This window comes from Mycolicibacterium diernhoferi, from assembly GCF_019456655.1.
Taxonomy (GTDB): domain Bacteria; phylum Actinomycetota; class Actinomycetes; order Mycobacteriales; family Mycobacteriaceae; genus Mycobacterium; species Mycobacterium diernhoferi.
Window position 1 is genome coordinate 4,733,532 of sequence record NZ_CP080332.1, and the last position, 17,074, is coordinate 4,750,605.

Annotated in this window: 17 protein-coding genes; 11 read left to right on the plus strand and 6 right to left on the minus strand. The window is 68.9% G+C overall.

Annotated features, from left to right (window positions below):
* Nucleotides 1-627, plus strand: coding sequence for a LysE family translocator (locus tag K0O62_RS22350; protein ID WP_073858847.1), 627 nt, complete (start codon nt 1-3; stop codon nt 625-627).
* 94 nt (nt 628-721) lie between these two features.
* Here K0O62_RS22350 and K0O62_RS22355 read toward each other — a convergent pair whose 3' ends face one another.
* Together K0O62_RS22355 and ychF are read right to left on the minus strand one after the other, a co-directional pair.
* Nucleotides 722-1,078, minus strand: a complete 357-nt coding sequence (locus K0O62_RS22355; protein ID WP_073858752.1) for a zinc ribbon domain-containing protein YjdM — start codon at nt 1,076-1,078, stop codon at nt 722-724.
* Nucleotides 1,071-2,144 (minus strand): redox-regulated ATPase YchF, encoded by a 1,074-nt coding sequence (ychF, locus tag K0O62_RS22360; RefSeq protein ID WP_073858751.1) that lies wholly within the window; start codon nt 2,142-2,144, stop codon nt 1,071-1,073. The genes K0O62_RS22355 and ychF overlap by 8 nt, the downstream gene beginning before the upstream one ends.
* A gap of 83 nt (nt 2,145-2,227) precedes the next feature.
* On the opposite strand from ychF, the gene K0O62_RS22365 reads away from it, so the two are divergent.
* Nucleotides 2,228-3,394 (plus strand): DUF6542 domain-containing protein, encoded by a 1,167-nt coding sequence (locus K0O62_RS22365; RefSeq protein ID WP_220045471.1) that lies wholly within the window; start codon nt 2,228-2,230, stop codon nt 3,392-3,394.
* Nucleotides 3,395-3,405: 11 nt separating this feature from the next.
* Here K0O62_RS22365 and K0O62_RS22370 read toward each other — a convergent pair whose 3' ends face one another.
* Nucleotides 3,406-5,166 carry a penicillin-binding transpeptidase domain-containing protein gene (locus K0O62_RS22370; protein WP_073857922.1) on the minus strand — a complete coding sequence of 587 codons (1,761 nt, stop codon included), beginning with the start codon at nt 5,164-5,166 and terminating at the stop codon, nt 3,406-3,408.
* Between the two features lie 19 nt (nt 5,167-5,185).
* Nucleotides 5,186-6,187, minus strand: coding sequence for a 4-hydroxy-3-methylbut-2-enyl diphosphate reductase (locus K0O62_RS22375; protein ID WP_073857924.1), 1,002 nt, complete (start codon nt 6,185-6,187; stop codon nt 5,186-5,188).
* 53 nt (nt 6,188-6,240) lie between these two features.
* Here K0O62_RS22375 and K0O62_RS22380 point away from each other — a divergent pair, with 53 nt between their 5' ends.
* The 5 genes from K0O62_RS22380 (at nt 6,241) to K0O62_RS22400 (ending at nt 10,203) form a co-directional block, all read left to right on the plus strand.
* Nucleotides 6,241-6,861: a lipid droplet-associated protein gene (locus K0O62_RS22380; protein WP_073857927.1), complete on the plus strand. Its 621-nt coding sequence runs from the start codon at nt 6,241-6,243 to the stop codon at nt 6,859-6,861.
* Nucleotides 6,858-8,105 (plus strand): exodeoxyribonuclease VII large subunit, encoded by a 1,248-nt coding sequence (xseA, locus tag K0O62_RS22385; protein WP_073857929.1) that lies wholly within the window; start codon nt 6,858-6,860, stop codon nt 8,103-8,105. The genes K0O62_RS22380 and xseA overlap by 4 nt, the downstream gene beginning before the upstream one ends.
* Complete coding sequence (locus K0O62_RS22390) at nt 8,092-8,304, plus strand: exodeoxyribonuclease VII small subunit (RefSeq protein WP_073857931.1); 213 nt, start codon at nt 8,092-8,094, stop codon at nt 8,302-8,304. The genes xseA and K0O62_RS22390 overlap by 14 nt, the downstream gene beginning before the upstream one ends.
* 71 nt (nt 8,305-8,375) lie before the next feature.
* Nucleotides 8,376-9,473: a 3-beta-hydroxysteroid dehydrogenase gene (locus tag K0O62_RS22395; RefSeq protein WP_073857933.1), complete on the plus strand. Its 1,098-nt coding sequence runs from the start codon at nt 8,376-8,378 to the stop codon at nt 9,471-9,473.
* Between the two features lie 10 nt (nt 9,474-9,483).
* On the plus strand, nt 9,484-10,203 hold the full coding sequence (locus tag K0O62_RS22400) for an alpha/beta fold hydrolase (RefSeq protein WP_073857935.1): 720 nt from the start codon (nt 9,484-9,486) through the stop codon (nt 10,201-10,203).
* Between the two features lie 115 nt (nt 10,204-10,318).
* Here the strand turns inward: K0O62_RS22400 and K0O62_RS22405 are convergent, their stop codons facing one another.
* Nucleotides 10,319-10,771: a DUF5994 family protein gene (locus tag K0O62_RS22405; protein WP_073857937.1), complete on the minus strand. Its 453-nt coding sequence runs from the start codon at nt 10,769-10,771 to the stop codon at nt 10,319-10,321.
* A 223-nt stretch (nt 10,772-10,994) separates the two neighbouring features.
* Between K0O62_RS22405 and K0O62_RS22410 the strand changes: the two genes are divergently transcribed.
* Genes K0O62_RS22410 through K0O62_RS22420 form a run of 3 tightly spaced genes read left to right on the plus strand, consistent with a single transcriptional unit; the run spans nt 10,995 to nt 14,309 of the window.
* Nucleotides 10,995-12,539 (plus strand): arylsulfatase, encoded by a 1,545-nt coding sequence (locus tag K0O62_RS22410; RefSeq protein ID WP_073857939.1) that lies wholly within the window; start codon nt 10,995-10,997, stop codon nt 12,537-12,539.
* Complete coding sequence (locus tag K0O62_RS22415; RefSeq protein ID WP_073857941.1) at nt 12,539-13,438, plus strand: HAD family hydrolase; 900 nt, start codon at nt 12,539-12,541, stop codon at nt 13,436-13,438. Before K0O62_RS22410 ends, K0O62_RS22415 begins: the two co-directional genes overlap by 1 nt.
* The gene (locus K0O62_RS22420; RefSeq protein ID WP_073857943.1) at nt 13,425-14,309 is read left to right on the plus strand and encodes a formylglycine-generating enzyme family protein; all 885 of its coding nucleotides are present in this window, start codon (nt 13,425-13,427) and stop codon (nt 14,307-14,309) included. Before K0O62_RS22415 ends, K0O62_RS22420 begins: the two co-directional genes overlap by 14 nt.
* On the opposite strand, the gene K0O62_RS22425 is transcribed toward K0O62_RS22420, so the two are convergent.
* Nucleotides 14,306-15,709: a PE-PPE domain-containing protein gene (locus K0O62_RS22425; protein ID WP_073857944.1), complete on the minus strand. Its 1,404-nt coding sequence runs from the start codon at nt 15,707-15,709 to the stop codon at nt 14,306-14,308. The two genes, K0O62_RS22420 and K0O62_RS22425, sit on opposite strands and share 4 nt — an antisense overlap.
* A 288-nt stretch (nt 15,710-15,997) precedes the next feature.
* Here K0O62_RS22425 and K0O62_RS22430 point away from each other — a divergent pair, with 288 nt between their 5' ends.
* Nucleotides 15,998-17,068, plus strand: coding sequence for an NAD-dependent epimerase/dehydratase family protein (locus K0O62_RS22430; protein ID WP_073857946.1), 1,071 nt, complete (start codon nt 15,998-16,000; stop codon nt 17,066-17,068).
* The last annotated feature ends 6 nt before the right edge of the window (nt 17,069-17,074 follow it).

A 17,074-nucleotide genomic window follows, 5' to 3' on the forward strand; every position in this document is an offset into this window, starting at 1 on the left:
GTGCTGGCCTCCCTCCTGGCGTTCACCGCGGCCGCGGTGATGATCGTCGTGCTGCCCGGGCCGGACACCCTCGTCGTGATGCGCAGTATCGTGCGCGGCGGACGGGCCGAGGGGATCCGCACCAGTCTGGGTGTGCTGTGCGGGCTGATGGTCTGGGTGCTCGCGGCGGTGCTGGGCGTGTCGGCGATGCTGCAGGCCAGCCAGGTCGGCTACGACGTCCTGCGGATCCTCGGTGCGTGCTACCTCGTCTGGATGGGCGTGCAGACGATTCGGTCGCTGCGCCGTGAGGCGCCCACCGAGTTCGCGGAGCCGGCGGGGTCCTCACGTCTGCTGACCTCGAGCGGGTTCACCGCCGGGTTCCTCACCGATCTGCTGAACCCGAAGGTCGGCGTGCTGTTCATCAGCTTCCTGCCGGGATTCGTGCCCGAGGGGTATGCGGTGACCACGACGACGCTGGGCTTCGGCGCGCTCTACGTGGCGCTGACGGCGGTCTATTGCGCCGCACTGGTCGCGGCCTCCGGGAAGATCCTGACCGCGATGCGCACCCCGCGCATCCGCCGCCGGATCGACGGGGCGGCCGGGCTGACGCTCATCGGGTTCGGCGTGCGGATCGCCACGGAGCGCTAGCGATGGCCACCCGCTCGGTCCGCGGCGATCCCGTACGACGGCCCCGGCTCCCCTTTTCAGCGCTCTCAGCCGGACATTACGAGCGGCCCCGCGCTCAGAGAACCTTCTTCACCACGCTGGACTTCAACTGCATCTGTCCGAAACCCGGCACCTTCGCATCGATGTCGTGATCGCCCACACCATCGGTGATCAGGCGGATGCCGCGCACCTTGGTGCCGATCTTGACGACCCCACCGCCGGCGCCCTTGACCTTCAGACTCTTGACGATGGTCACGGTGTCGCCGTCGGCCAGCGGGTTGCCCACCGAGTCGGTGACCACACCACCGGACTCGGCGGCCTCATCCTCGCCCGGCGCCCACTCGTGGGCGCACATCGGGCAGATCAGCAGCGCACCGGACTCATAGGCGAACTCACTCGCACACGCCGGACACGGGGGCAGAGCGTCAGACATTGAAGCGGAACTCCACCACGTCCCCGTCGGCCATCACGTAGTCCTTGCCCTCCATCCGGACCTTGCCGGCGGCCTTGGCGGCGGCCATCGACCCGGCCTCCACCAGGTCGTCGAAGGACACGACCTCAGCCTTGATGAAGCCCTTCTCGAAGTCGGTGTGGATGACACCGGCCGCCTTGGGCGCGGTGTCGCCGCGGTGAATCGTCCACGCACGGGCCTCTTTCGGGCCGGCGGTCAGATACGTCTGCAGGTTCAGGGTGTGGAAGCCCGCCCGCGCCAACGCATCCAGCCCGGGCTCGGTCTGGCCGATGGACTCCAACAGCTCCGCCGCCGACTCGTCGTCGAGCTCGATCAGCTCGGACTCGATCTTGGCGTCCAGGAACACCGCATCGGCCGGGGCCACCAGCTCACGCAGCTCGGCCTTCTTGGCCTCGTCGGTGAGCACCGACTCGTCGGCGTTGAACACGTACAGGAACGGTTTGGTGGTCATCAGGTTCAGCTCGCGAAGGACCGCCGCGTCCGCCCCCGCCGAGAACAGGGTCTTGCCCGAATCCAGCACCGCCTGCGCGGCCACCGCCGCCTCCAGCACCGGCTTGCGGTCCTTGTTGTTGCGGGCCTCTTTCTCCAACCGCGGGATGGCCTTCTCCAGGGTCTGCATATCGGCCAGGATCAGCTCGGTCTCGATGACCTCGATATCGGAGCGCGGGTCCACCCGGCCGTCGACGTGCACCACGTCGTCGTCGGCGAACGCCCGCACCACCTGGCAGATCGCGTCACATTCGCGGATGTTGGCGAGGAACTTGTTGCCCAGCCCGGCACCCTCGGAGGCGCCCTTCACGATGCCCGCGATGTCGACGAACGTCACCGGCGCCGGCACCGTCTTCTCCGAGCCGAAGATCTCGGCGAGCTTGTCCAAGCGCGGATCGGGCAGCGCGACCACGCCCTCGTTCGGTTCGATCGTCGCGAACGGATAGTTGGCGGCCAACACGTCGTTGCGCGTCAGCGCGTTGAATAGTGTCGACTTCCCGACGTTCGGCAGACCGACGATTCCCAGGTTCAAGCTCACGGACTCCAGAGTCTAGAGGTTGTGACGGGGTCCTCCGCGCGTGCTGGCAACACGTCGCCAGGAACAGCCGGTACGGTCAACGTGTGCCAGGTCAGTCCGCGGAGCCGACGGAGTCGGTGACCCGCCGCTCAGCGCCGACTCCAGAGTCGGCGGCTCCCCTATCCGTACTCGCCGACGCGCAACGTCTGGTCGCCGAGCTGCCGGACCGGCTGCCGGTGAAGATCCCCTGGTGGGGCGCCATCCTGCTGGCGGTGACGTTCACCGCGGTCGGATTCGCCTATGACGCGGGCGCCGGCAATGGTGAGCTCGGTTCGGTGTTCGCCACCTTCTACGTGCTCGGCTGTTTGCTGGCGGTGGTGCTGGTGCAGCGCTCCGGGTTGTTCACGGCGATGATCCAGCCGCCGCTGATCCTTTTTGTGGCGGTCCCCACGTCTTACTTCTTGTTCCACAGCTCACAGATCGACGGGCTCAAGGACATCCTGATCAACTGCGGCTACCCGCTGATCCAGCGGTTCCCGCTGATGTTCTTCACCGCGCTGGTCGTCCTCGCACTCGGCCTGGTCCGCTGGTACCTGTTGCGCGGCGTCGAGGACACCGACGACGACGCGGTGGCACCGGCCCCCTCCCCGCGCCGCGCGGCCCGCGCGGCCCGCCGCTCAGCCCGGACCGACGCCGCAGCCGACGAGACCGAGGCGCCGCGCGCCGCGCGCCGGCCGCGCCGCGAGGCCGCCGAGGCTGACGAGCGGCCGCGCCGAACCCCACGCACCGGTGCGCCGTCGCGGGCCCGGCACAACCGTCCACCGGCCTCCGATATCGCCGCCTCGGCTGCCGCGGCCGATCGCCGTGAGCGGGCCGCCGCCCGCGACCGCTCCGGCCGCCCGCGTCGGCATCCGGAGGCCCCGGTGGACCCGACCCGGCAGTCCCGCCGCGCCCGCGATCCCCGGGACCCACGCGAGCCCCGGCGTCGCGGCGCCTACGACGGCCCCTACGGCGCCCCGTTCGAGGCACCGGACTCCTACGAGCGGCCGCGCCGCCGTCCCCGGCCGGAGGGCTATGAGCCCCGCTTCGAGGAGCCGCGCTACTCCCCTCGAGGCGATGACCGCTACGCCGATCCGTATGCGGAGCGGCCCCGTCGCCCGGCGCCGGACCCCAGCCACCACCCGGTTTCCCGGGTGCGCTACCGCAGCTCCGAGGACGAGCCGCGCAGCAGCCACCGCCGCGACGCGGAGTTCTGGGACAGCGACAACTGAGCCGAGGCTCCTCACGCGGAAGCGCGCAGGAATCCCCCGGCCGCGTCCACCGCGGGCGCCGAGCTCCCGGCGTCGCTGACGAACACCGCAAGCGCAAGATCACCGCGGATCCCGACGAACCAGCCGTGCGCGTGGGTGTCGTCGATGTACTCCGCGGTGCCGGTCTTGCCGAGCAGGTCCGGGATGTCCTGCAGCGCGGTGGCGGTGCCGCCGGTGACGGTCTCGCGCATCATCGCCCGCACCTGCTCGTCGACACCGCCGGGCAGCGGCTCGGGAGTGCGGTCGGCGACGCCGGGTGCGCCCGCCACGATGGTCGGCGCGGGCACCGACCCGCGCGCCAGCGTCGCGGCCACCAGCGCCATCCCGAACGGCGAGGCGGTGACCTTGCCCTGCCCGATGCCCGCCTCGACCCGCAGCGCGGGGCTGTCGGCGATCGGCACCGAGCCGGTGACGGTGGTCATGCCCGGCGCGACGTAGTCGATGCCGAGGCCGAGTTGCGCCGCCGCCTCGGTCAGGCCGTCGGGCGGCAGGTTCACCGCGAGCCGGCCCATGGTGGTGTTGCAGGACCGCGCGAACGCGGTGTGCAGCGGGACGTCGCCGAGTGCGAAGTTGTCGTCGTTGGGGATCTGGCGACCCTCGATGTTCTCGGTGCCCGGGCAGCCGACGATGCTGTCGGGGGTGACCTGCCCGGCCTGCAGCGCCGCGGACACCGTGACCGTCTTGAACGTCGAGCCCGGCGGGTAGAGGCCGGTCAACGCGATCGGGCCCTGGGCGTCCGCGGGCGCGTTCTGCGCGACGGCGAGCAGCTCACCGGTGGACGGCTGGATGGCCACCAGCGCCGCCGGGGTGACCAGCGGTGCCAGCGCCGCTTCGGCGGCCAGTTGCATGCCGATGTCCAGGGTGGCAGCGATGTCACCGACCGGCTCGGCGTCCTGTCCGCCCACCCGCCTCGGTCCGGACGCGGTGTCGGCGGTCACCGCCCACCCGGCGGCGGCGTCGGTGCGCTGCTGCCATAGGTCCGAGAGCCCGGCCAGGGCCGGAGAGGTCAGCGCGCGGTCGGTGGCCAGCAGCCGGGTCTGCGGGCGCAGCGTCACGTCCGGCTGCGCGGCCAGCTGCTCGCGGATCGGGGTCAGGTCCTCCTCGCGCAGGGTGACGGCGGTGACCGGCCTGCCGGCGGCGAGCTGCCCGGCCAGCGAGTCGGCGGTGATCGTCGGCGCGATCGGATTGAGCAGGGCGGCAACGGCATTCACGTCGACACCGGGTGCGATGTCGACCAGGGTGACGATGTGCTGGGTGAGCAGGTCCGCGCCGGTGCGGTCGAGCACGCGGGCGGCGGGCTGCGGGGCGAGGGTGCTGTAGGACAGTGCGCCCGCAGCCAGGCCCGGAGCGACGGTGGCCGGATTCCACCGGATCTTCCAGTCGTCACCGTCGGCCGCGGCCGTGCCCTCGGTCGTGTACGCCCATTCGGTCTGCTTCTCGGGTCCGAACCGCCACGTCGCCGCGAGCGTGAACGTCGCCGCATCCTCCTCGCGCCGCACCTGCGACACCTCGAACCGGACGTCGGTGCCCAGGCTGGCGTAGAGGCCGTCGAGGGTGCCGGTGGCGGCAGCCTGCTCGCTGGTCAGTGCCGCCGCGGCGGCCGCGTCGCCACGGTTGAGGGCCTCCGCGAACCCCGCCAGGGTGGTGTTCAGCCGGTCTTCGGCGTCAGCGCACCCGGCGAGCACCAGGACGAGCGTGAGGAGGACAGCCGGGAAACCGCGAAGTGAGCCCACAGGGCTCGAACGTACCGCCTCAGCTACGCGGGGGACGGATCTCGCGGGGCAGCGCGAACACCAGCGTCTCGTTGGCGGTGGTCACCGGTTGCACGGTGCCGTAGCCGTATTCGGCGAGCCGGTCCAGCACGCCGCGCACCAGGATCTCGGGCACCGAGGCGCCGGAGGTGACGCCGACGGTGGTGACCCCGGAGAACCAGGCCGGGTCGATGTCGTCGGCGTAGTCCACCAGGTAGGCGTGCTGCGAACCGGCGTTCAGCGCCACCTCGACCAGCCGCACGGAGTTCGACGAGTTCTTCGAGCCGACCACGATGACCAGCTCGCACTCCGGCGCCATCGCCTTCACCGCGACCTGGCGGTTCTGGGTGGCGTAACAGATGTCGTCACTCGGCGGGTCCTGCAGCGTCGGGAACTTCTCCCGCAGCCGGCGCACCGTCTCCATGGTCTCGTCGACGCTCAGCGTGGTCTGCGACAGCCAGATGACCTTGTCCGGGTCGCGCACCGTCACCTTGTCGACCGCGTCCGGGTTGTCGACGACCTGGACGTGGTCGGGGGCCTCACCGGCGGTCCCGACGACCTCCTCGTGGCCCTCGTGGCCGACGAGCAGGATGTCGTAGTCGTCGCGGGCGAACCGCTTGGCCTCGTTGTGCACCTTGGTGACCAGCGGGCAGGTGGCGTCGATGGTCTGCAGGTTGCGGGCCGCGGCCTCCTCGTGGACGGTCGGCGCGACACCGTGCGCGGAGAACACCACGATGGCGCCCTCGGGCACCTCGTCGGTCTGCTCGACGAACACCGCACCGGCCTTGGCCAGCGTGTCGACGACATACCGGTTGTGCACGATCTCGTGCCGCACGTAGATCGGCGCGCCGTGCTTCTCCAGGGCGCGTTCGACGGTCTCGACGGCCCGGTCCACCCCCGCGCAGTAGCCGCGCGGCTCGGCGAGCAGGACGCGCTTGCCGGCAACGGGCGACGCCACCGAGCTCGTCGCGCCCGGGATTCCCATGTTGACGGTTGGTGGCATGCATCAAGGGTACTTACCCGCACCGCGGCCGGGCCAGCCGTAGGCTGGCACCCATGTCAACTGCACCGTACGGAGTCCGACTGCTGGTAGGTGCGGCGGTAACCGCACTGGACGAGACGCGCAAGCTCCCCCACACCATCCTGACCTACCCGATGACGGTGGCCAGCCAGCTGGCTCATCTGGTGATGAAGGTGCAGCAGGACGTCGCCGACCTGGTCAACCGCGGTGACGAAACCCTCGAGGAGCTCTTCCCGCCCAAGGACGAGCAGCCGGAGTGGGCGACATTCGACGAGGACCTGCCGTCCCATCCGTTCGCCAACCTCTCCGAGGACGACGACCCGGTCCAGGACGACGGCGAGACCGCCACGGTGACGCGTCTCACCGGAGACAAGGTCGCCAATCGCACCGAAGGCCGCTTCGCACTCTTCAGCGAGGGCGAGGCCCCGCCGGCGGACCCGGACGAGCAGCACACCCCGTCCACCAACGGTTCGGCCCCGGCCATCGTCGACGACCTCGGCTACGAGTCGCTGACGCTGGCGCAGCTGCGGGCCCGGCTGACCTCGCTCAAGCTCGCCGACCTGGAGGCCCTGCTGGCCTACGAGGAGGCCAACAAGGCGCGCGCGCCGTTCCAGACCCTGCTCTCCAACAGGATCACCCGCGCGTCGGCGAAGTGACTGAACCCGGCCAGTCCCCGGAGAACCCGTGGCCGGTGCGGGCCGTGGCCACCCGGGTGGCCAAGTGGATCGACCGGCTCGGCACCGTCTGGGTGGAGGGTCAGATCGCCCAGCTGAACGTGCGCCCCGGATCCTCGACCGCCTTCCTGGTGCTGCGTGACCCGGCCGCGGACATGTCGCTGTCGCTGACCTGTCCGCGCGATCTGGTGGTCAACGCACCGGTGCGACTCGCCGAGGGTGTTCAGGTGATCGTCTTCGGCAAGCCGCAGTTCTACACCGGGCGGGGCAGTTTCTCGCTGCGGGTCAGCGACATCCGCGCGGTGGGGATCGGCGAATTGCTGGCCCGCATCGATCGGCTGCGCCGGCTGCTCGAGGCCGAGGGACTGTTCGACCGGCGGCTCAAACGCCCGATTCCGTTCCTGCCCAACACCATCGGGCTCATCACCGGCCGTGCCTCGGCCGCCGAGCACGATGTGATGTCGATCGTGTCCGCCCGGTGGCCCGCGGCGCGGTTCGCGGTGCGCAACACCGCCGTACAGGGGCCGAACGCGGTCGCCCAGATCGTGGAGGCACTGGCGGCGCTGGACGCCGACGACGGAGTCGACGTCATCATCATGGCCCGCGGCGGCGGCAGCGTGGAGGACCTGCTGCCGTTCTCCGACGAGACGCTGTGCCGGGCCGTCGCCACCTGCCGCACACCGGTGATCAGCGCGATCGGGCACGAACCGGACAACCCGATCTGCGATCTGGTGGCCGATCTGCGGGCGGCCACCCCGACCGATGCGGCCAAACGGGTGGTGCCCGACGCCGCCGTCGAGCAGGCCGGGGTCGAGGATCTGCGGCGGCGCAGCGCGCAAGCCCTGCGCAACTGGGTCCGTCGCGAGCAGCACATCGTGGATCAGTTGCGGTCCCGGCCGGTGCTGGCCCGGCCGTTGCAGGCGCTGGAGGCCCGCGCCGAGGAGGTGCACCGGGCCCGGCGGACCGCGCGCCGGGACATCGGCCGACTGATCGCCGCCGAGAGCGACCGCCTGGAACATCTGTCCGCCCGGCTCACCACGCTCGGTCCGGCGGCCACGCTGGCCCGCGGCTACGCGGTGGTTCAGGTGGTGGGAGCCCAGCAACAGGGCGAAGACCGCCCGATCCTGCGGTCGGTCGACGACGCTCCGGCGGGCACCCGGCTGCGGGTGCGCGTCTCCGACGGTGCCATCACAACAGTCAGCGAGGGTCCAGATGAAGCCCATTAGTCAAATGGGGTACGAAGAGGCACGCGACGAGTTGATCGAGGTGGTCCAGCAGCTCGAGCACGGCGGGCTGGACCTCGACGCGTCGCTCAAGCTCTGGGAAAGGGGCGAGGAACTGGCCAAACGGTGCGAAGAACACCTGGCCGGCGCCCGCCAGAAGGTGGCCGACACCCTGGCCGCGGGCGAGGTCGAGGAAAGTTGAGAACGCAAGCAGATTGAGGACCTGCCGCGAAGCCCTTCAAAACTGGAACACGTTTCAGTTACTCTCGTCAGATGGCTGACCCAACACTGCGCACCGATCTGGGCCGCGTCCTGGTGACCGGGGGCTCCGGCTTCGTCGGCGCCAACCTGGTGACCACCCTGCTGGAACGCGGACTGGCGGTCCGGTCCTTCGACCGGGTGCCGTCGCCGCTACCCGCGCATCCCCAGCTGCAGACCGTCGTCGGCGACATCACCGATGCCGCCGATGTGGCGGGAGCGGTCGAGGGTGTGGACACCATCATCCACACCGCGGCCATCATCGACCTGATGGGCGGCGCGTCGGTCACCGAGGAGTACCGCAAGCGCAGCTTCGACGTGAACGTCGAGGGCACCAAGAACCTCGTGCGGGCCGGGCAGGCCGGGGGCGTGCGGCGGTTCGTCTACACCGCGTCCAACAGCGTCGTGATGGGCGGCCAGGACATCCGCAATGGCGACGAAAACCTGCCCTACACAAGCCGTTTCAACGATCTGTACACCGAGACCAAGGTGGTCGCCGAACAGTTCGTGCTCGAACAGAACGGCACCGCGGGCATGCTCACCTGCTCGATCCGGCCCAGCGGCATCTGGGGTCGCGGCGATCAGACGATGTTCCGCAAGGTGTTCGAGAATGTGCTGGCCGGGCACGTCAAGGTGCTGGTCGGCAACAAGAACATCAAGCTCGACAACTCTTACGTGCACAACCTGATCCACGGGTTCATCCTCGCCGCCGAACACCTCGTCCCCGGCGGAACGGCCCCCGGCCAGGCCTACTTCATCAACGACGGCGAACCGCTCAACATGTTCGAGTTCGCCCGTCCCGTGGTCGCGGCCTGCGGGCGGACGCTACCGCGGTTCCGGGTGTCCGGAAAGCTGGTGCACAAGGCGATGATGGGCTGGCAGTGGCTGCACTTCAAGTACGGCATCCGTGAACCGCTGGTCGAACCGCTTGCGGTGGAACGGCTCTACCTGAACAACTACTTCTCCATCGACAAGGCTCGCCGCGACCTCGGCTACCGGCCACTGTTCAACACCGAGCAGGCCATGGACGAGTGCCTGCCCTACTACACCGAACTCTTCCGGTCGATGGAGTCGCAGAACGCCGAGGCGGTCACCGCCGCGTCCCGGGCCTGAGCGCAGGCGTATGCCGACGTTCCGGACCACCGCCAACGGGGACGCGACGATCCGCTACCTGGACTCCGGCGGCGACGACGCAGGCGCGCCAATAGTTTTCGTCCCCGGATTCACCTGTGTGGCCGAGGACTACACCGAGATGCCGGCGCTGCTCGGTCGGCGGACGGTCATCGTCGAACTCCGCGGCCACGGCGGCAGCACGGCTCCCGGCGGCCCGTTCGACTCCGCGGCGATCGCCGGCGACGTCGGCGCGGTGATCGACGCCGTCACCGACGGCCCGGTACACGTGATGACCTTCTCCCGTGGCACCACGTATGCACTGACTTGGGCGCTCGCGCACCCGGATCGGGTGCGCTCGATCTCGATCGGCGACTACACCCCCGCGGAGATCAAGCTCACCGAGGACGCGATGCTCGGCCTGCTCGAGGGCAGGTGGCGCGGCACCCCGGTCGGCGAGCGGGTCGACCGCGCGGCGGCGCTGGCCACCGTGCACGCGGCCCGCGCGCAGTCGCTGTGGGGACCGTTGACGCACTGGCAGCCACCGTTGCTGGCGGTCCGCAGCCCCAACGCACCGGTGGTCGACGACGCGGCGTGGGGCCGGTACCGGCAGTTGTTCCCGGATGCTGCGCTGCACGAGTTCGTCGACTCCCCGCACGACATCTTCCGGCCCGACCGGGGGCGGTACCCACTGCTGGTCCGCGCGCTGTCCGACGAGGTCGACCGGGCCTAGACATGGACAAGGCCGGTGGCGCTGTAGCGCCCCGGCCTCTGGCCTCCCGCGCGGCGTCTACAGAACCGGGGAAGCTTGGCGACGATATTACGACACCGGTTCCCGGTTCACCAACTCAGCCGATCGCGCCGTCAGCGCTCAGGCGGCCCGACGCCAACGCGCGCAGCATCCGCACACTGACCGGATGCGCTGCGTCCGCGACCTTTTCGAGCAGGTCCCCGGCCCGGGCCTCGGCGGTCTCCGGTGGCACCACGTACAGCAGAGCATTGCGCGCGTGGGTTCCCATGACGTAGATCGTGTCGCGGGAGACGAGGGAGTACCGGTCGACGGAGATCGCGGTGTTTCCCCGGATGATGCGAGCCGGCGCCGACGGGAACACGGTCGGGTCATACAGCACTCGGCGCACCGACCCCAGCGTCAGACCCATCACCGAGACCAGGTCCACCAGTGCGGTGCGCAGCAGATAGTCGGGCGGCCACCAGGCTCCGTCGACGGTGCCCCGTCGATCGGAATGATCACACAGGGCAAGCCGGGCGGTCGTTGAACAGTCGGTCACGGCATTCGCCATCGGCGATGCTCCCGTCGATGTCAGAGCAATCGCAGACGGTAGCCGAAGTGTCGGAGACGCGAGAAACCTACGATGTCTGCAGTTTAGCCCCTCGCCACTCCGGGCCGCCGAGGACTCTCTCGGCAATATCTGAGCATCGGTGCGATACCGGGCCCAAAGCCCCCGGTCAAGGTCTAGCGTCGACATGACGGCGAACCGACATGCGCGGGAATCGGGGTCCGATATGCCCAATAATCGGCCGAACATCCTGGTCATCTGGGGTGACGACATCGGTATCACGAATCTGAGCTGCTACAGCGATGGTTTGATGGGCTATCGGACACCGAATATCGACCGGATCGCCGAAGAGGGGATGCGGTTCACCGATTCCTACGGGGAACAGAGCTGCACCGCCGGCCGGGCGGCCTTCATCAGCGGGCAGAGCGTCTACCGCACCGGGATGAGCAAGGTCGGTATGCCCGGCGTGGACGTCGGACTTCAGGCCGAGGACCCGACGATCGCCGAACTGCTCAAGCCATTGGGTTATGCCACTGGGCAATTCGGCAAGAACCACCTCGGGGATCTGAACAAGTACCTGCCCACTGCGCACGGTTTCGACGAGTTCTACGGGAATCTGTATCACCTCAATGCCGAAGAGGAACCCGAACACGAGGACTACCCGACCGCCGAGGAGGCACCGCTCCTGCGCACGGCGTTGCTGCCTCGCGGCGTCATTCACTCCTGGTCCACCGACGAGGACTCCGGTGACATCGATCCTCGCTACGGACCGGTGGGCAAGCAGCACATCGAGGACACCAGGCCGTTGACCAAGAAGCGCATGGAGACGATCGACGACGAGACCACTTCGGCCTGCGCCGATTTCATCCGGCGCCAGCGTGACTCCGGGACGCCGTTCTTCGTCTGGATGAACATGACGCATATGCACTTCCGAACCCACACCAAACCGGAGAGCCGCGGCCAGGCCGGCCGCTGGCAGTCGCCCTACCACGACACGATGGTCGACCACGACCGCCATGTCGGAACCCTGCTGGACCTGGTCGATGAACTGGGCATCGCCGAGGACACCATCGTCGTCTACTCCACCGACAACGGTCCGCACGCGAACAGCTGGCCCGACGGTGCCACCACCCCGTTCCGCAGCGAGAAGAACACCAACTGGGAGGGCGCGTTCCGGATACCGGAGATGATCCGCTGGCCTGGCAAGATTGCCGCCGGAACGGTGTCCAATGGGATTGTCCAGCATCATGATTGGCTGCCGACGTTCCTGGCCGCCGCCGGCGACCCGGATATCGTGGACAAACTCAAGGCCGGATATCAGGCCGGTGACAGCACCTACCGCGTCCACATCGACGGCTACAACCTGCTGCCGTACCTGACCGGTGAAGTAGACGAGTGCCCCCGCCACGGCCTGATCTACTTCTCCGACGACGGCGACGTGCTGGGTGTCCGAGTGGACAACTGGAAGGTCGTGTTCATGGAGCAGCGGTGCCGGGGCACGCTGGAGGTGTGGTTCGAACCGTTCACCAAACTGCGCGCCCCCAAACTGTTCAACCTGCGCACCGATCCGTTCGAGCGAGCCGATGTCACCTCGAACACGTACTGGGACTGGGTCATCGATCGGCTGTACCTGATGTTCTACGCTTCGGCGCTGGTCACACGGTTCCTGGAGACCTTCAAGGATTTCCCGCCGCGCCAGGAACCTGCGTCGTTCACCATCGGCAATGCGGTGGAAGAGCTTGAGAAGTTCCTGGCCGGCCGGGGCGGCTGATGGCAGCGCTGCCATCGTGGCGGGACGGACCCGCGAAGTCCGCGATCCTCTCCTTCGTGGACCGCGTCACCCGTGAGGTGTCCCCCGCCGAACGGGTCGCGGTGTTCGACAACGACGGCACCCTGTGGTGTGAGAAGCCGGCCTACGTCCAACTGGACTTCCTGGCACGCCGGCTGTCCGAGCAGGCCGCCGCCGACCCGTCGTTGCTGGACAATCCGCCCTACCGGGCCGCCGTATCCGGTGACCTGAGGTGGTTCGCCGACGCCGTCACCAAGCACTACCGCGGCGACGACTCGGACCTGAAAGTCCTTGCCGCGGCGATCCTCTCCGCCTATGCCGGGCTGGCCGTCGAAGAGCATGCCGCCCGGGTCAGGGCGTTCTTCGCCGAGGCGACCCACCCCACGCTGTGCCGGCCGTACACCGCATGCGGGTACGCGCCGATGGTGGAACTGCTCGCCCATCTGGCCGCGCACGGGTTCACCAACTACATCGCCTCCGGCGGTGGCCGCGATTTCATGCGCCCGGTCACCGAAGCCATGTACGGGATCCCACCGGAGCGGGTGATCGGCAGTTCGGTCGGGCTGGACTTCGTCGACGGGCAGCTGCGCACCACCGCGACACCGGAAGTCCTGGCCGACGGGCCGGTCAAACCGGTGCGCATCTGGGGCCGCACCGGGCGGCGGCCCATCTTCGCGGCCGGGAACTCCAACGGCGACATCGAGATGCTGCAGTTCACCGATGCGGGCCCGTTGCCGTCGCTGTCGCTGTTGGTCCGCCACGACGACGCCGCCCGCGAGTTCGACTACACCGCCGGTGCCGAACGCGCCCTGGACCTGGCGGATTCGCAGGGCTGGACCATCGCCGGCATCCAGCGGGACTGGGCGCGTGTCTTCGACTGAGGACCTGGTCTGGATTGCACCGCAGACCACGACCCTGGGCTCCGATGCGCACTACCCCGAGGAGAGCCCGGCGCGGAAGGTCAGCGTGGACGGGTTCTGGATGCAGCGGCATCAGGTGACCAACGCCCGGTTCGCCGAGTTCGTCGACGCGACCGGATACCGCACGGTCGCGGAGCGCCCGCCGGACCCGGCGCAGTATCCGGGCGCCGCGCCGCAGAACCTCGTTCCCGGGTCCATGGTGTTCCGGCGCACCGCGGGCCCGGTGGATCTGCGGCACCTCAGCCAGTGGTGGGTCTGGACCCCGGGTGCCTGCTGGAACCATCCGCGCGGGCCCAGATCATCGTTGCGCAACCGCGATGACCACCCGGTGGTGCATATCGCCTTCGAGGACGCCCAGAGCTACGCGGAGTGGGCCGGATTGGCGCTGCCCAGCGAGGCGCAGTGGGAGGTCGCCGCCCGCGGTGGGCTCGACGGGGCGGTCTACACCTGGGGCGACGCCCCCGAGCAGCCCGGTGAACGCCGCGCGAACTACTGGCACGGCGAGTTCCCCCACCTACCCGACACCGGGTACGGCACGACCGCTGCGGTGGGCAGCTTCGCGCCCAACGGGTACGGCCTGTGCGATATGGCCGGCAACGTCTGGGAGTGGACGTCGGACTGGTACGGGCGCGACCCCGCCACCGGAACGCGCTGCGCCGCAGACAGCTACGACCCCGGCCAACCCCAGTTCGCCATCCCGCGCAAGGTCATCAAGGGCGGGTCGTTCCTGTGTGCGGACAGCTACTGCCTGCGCTACCGGCCCGCGGCGCGGCGCCCGCAGATGATCGATACGGGCATGAGCCACATCGGGTTCCGCTGCGTGCGGAGCTAGGCCGCGGCCGGTGTATCCGCAGCGGTGTCGGTGTCGGTGTCGGCATCGGCCGAATCGGCCTCGCCCGCACTGCTCTCGGTGCCCGGGTTGCCGGTGTTCTCGGCGCGCTCGGCCTCCCGCTCATCCGCCGGGTCGACGTCGGCGGGCTCCGACAGACCGAGTTCCGCAAGCTGCTCCTCCCGGGAGGGCTCGTCCTCGTCCGCCTCGATCAGCTCCGCGGCATCCGACTCGGTCGTCTCGTCGAGGTCGTCCACGGGCCCTGATTCCTGGGTATCGCCGACGGCCCCCTCCTCTGCGGGCTGCGGGTCCGAATCCTGACCCGGGTCCGACGCCAGTGCCGCGCCGGTGATTTCCGCGGCGCCCCCGCCGATCTCGTCCGGCGCAGCGTCAGCATCGTGGTCCGCGGCGGCCGGCACCGGAGCCGGGGTGGGGGTCGTGACCGGGGTCTTCCACACCAGCCGGCCCTTGGACACGTGCCAGCCCAACTGCGGCGTCATGCTCGAATAGCCCGCCGCGATCAGCGGCATCAGCAGGGTGTTGAGCTTGTCCACGATCCAGCCGGGAACGCCGAGCTGACGCAACGGCCGGGTGATCGGCAGGCTGGCCTCCGGGATCATGTACGTCAGTGTCCGACCGCCCAGCGAGTTGGTGTGATCCGACACCAACACCGCGTCCTCGATGCTCTTCTTGCCCGCCGAGGAATGATCGTTGGTCCCGTTGACCGTATAGAGCGCGCCCATCACGGCATTGACCACGGCGAGCATGTTCCACGGACGGTCCGGCGGAGCCGCCCAGCCGTCCCACTGTCCGTAGACGACCACCGTGTTGTAGCGGGTCTCCGGCACCGGCCGGAAGGTGATACCGAGCAGGGGGATCCGCACATTGGGTGCGTAGGTCTCGCCGAAGCCGCGGGTCTCGCCACCGAAGACGTAGAACGTGATCCGGTCGGTGGGCAGCGCCTCCGACTCCGGAAGGGTGTGCAGGTATTCGAGTTCCCGGTCGATCACCATGGTGCCCATGCTCAGACCGACCACCGAGACGTTGTTCCCATTGGCCAGTTCGGCCAGGATCGCCGCGTGCAGCGCCTGCTGACCGAGGGCCAGCGACTTATCGCCGCTCAGTGCGCCGATCCCCCACAACGGCCCGAGTTGCGCCGGGTAGTCCAGCGGCACCGGCGTCATGCCCGGCAGCCAGTTGGCTCCTACCCGGTCGGCGTAGTTGAGCCATCCCGAGCTCGTGAATCCGGCCCCGCCCAGTATCTGGGCGAACCCGGGTAGCTCACTGGGGCGCGCCCCGTTGATCCCGATGCGGGTTTCACCGGCAAACGCGGTGGGTGCGGCCACCAGCAGCACCATGGCACTCAGTGCCGCGGCCAGCGCGCGCCACCGCGCCCGCGACACCCGGAAAAGAACCGGAAGTACTTTTTTTCGCAACAATTCGACCCCCTGTGTGCGCGCTTGAAAACGTCAACACCAAGGGGCTTGACGTCGCGATATTGAAAATGACGTTGACGTCAAGCTACAGCATCAGCAAACATTGCGTAGATGAAATTGTAACTTTCGTCAATTAGAGGTCCGGACTGGAGAGCCGCCCACCCGTCGCGGCCACATCCACCGATGCCCTGAGCGGGGCGGCGCCGGTTCGCTAGGGTTTGGAACACGTTCTAATTCATCCCTGGAGGGTGGTCCATGACCGATACCGCGCTGGTGACCGGAGCCTTCGGGTTGGTGGGTTCGGCGACCGTGCACCGCCTGGCGGCCGACGGACGACGGGTGGTGGCCACCGACCTGGACACACCCGCCAACCGGAAGGCCGCCGAGGCCCTGCCGGTGGGTGTCACGGTGCGCTGGGCCGACCTGACCGATCCCACCGCGGTCGGGGCACTGGTGGATGAGGTCGCGCCGACGGCGATCATCCATCTGGCGGCCGTCATTCCGCCGTTCATCTACCAGCGCCGGGGACTGGCCGAGCGTGTCAACGTCGAAGCCACCGCCGGCCTGGTGCGGTCCGCCGAAAAGCTCGCGACTCCACCGCGTTTCGTGCTGGCATCCAGCATCGCCGTCTACGGCTCACGCAACCCGCATACGGTCACCGGCCCGCTCACCGCTGACACCCCGGTCAACCCCGCCGACATCTACGGTGACCACAAGGTCAAGGCCGAGAAGATCGTCCGGACCTCGGCGCTGGACTGGGTCATCCTGCGCCTGGGCGGGGTGCTGACCGCCACCCCGGGCTCCTACATGAAGCTCGACAACTTCTATTTCGAAGGCATGCTGCCGACGGACGGTCGGCTGCAGACCGTCGACGTACGGGATGTGGCAACGGCTTTCGCCGCGGCCACCACCGTTGACGCGATCGGTGAGACGTTGCTCATCGGCGGTGACGATGCCACCCACCGGTTGTTACAGGGCGACGTCGCACCGGCCATGGCCGCGGCGCTCGGCCTGGTCGGCGGACTGCCGGCCGGACTCAAGGGCGACCCGCACAACGACGCGAGTTGGTTCAACACCGACTGGATGGACACCACCCGGGCCCAGCAGCTGCTTGGCTTCCAACATCATTCGTGGCCGGACATGCTGATCGAGACGTCCGCCAACGCCGGCATCAAGCGTCCACTGCTGCGGTTGGTGGCACCGCTGGCCAAACAGATCCTCAAGCGCCGGACCGCGTACTACGGCACCGGTCAGCGCTACGCCGACCCGTGGAAGGCGATCGAGAAGAAGTGGGGCGACCCCCGACCGGACGGAGACACCGCGTGAACACCC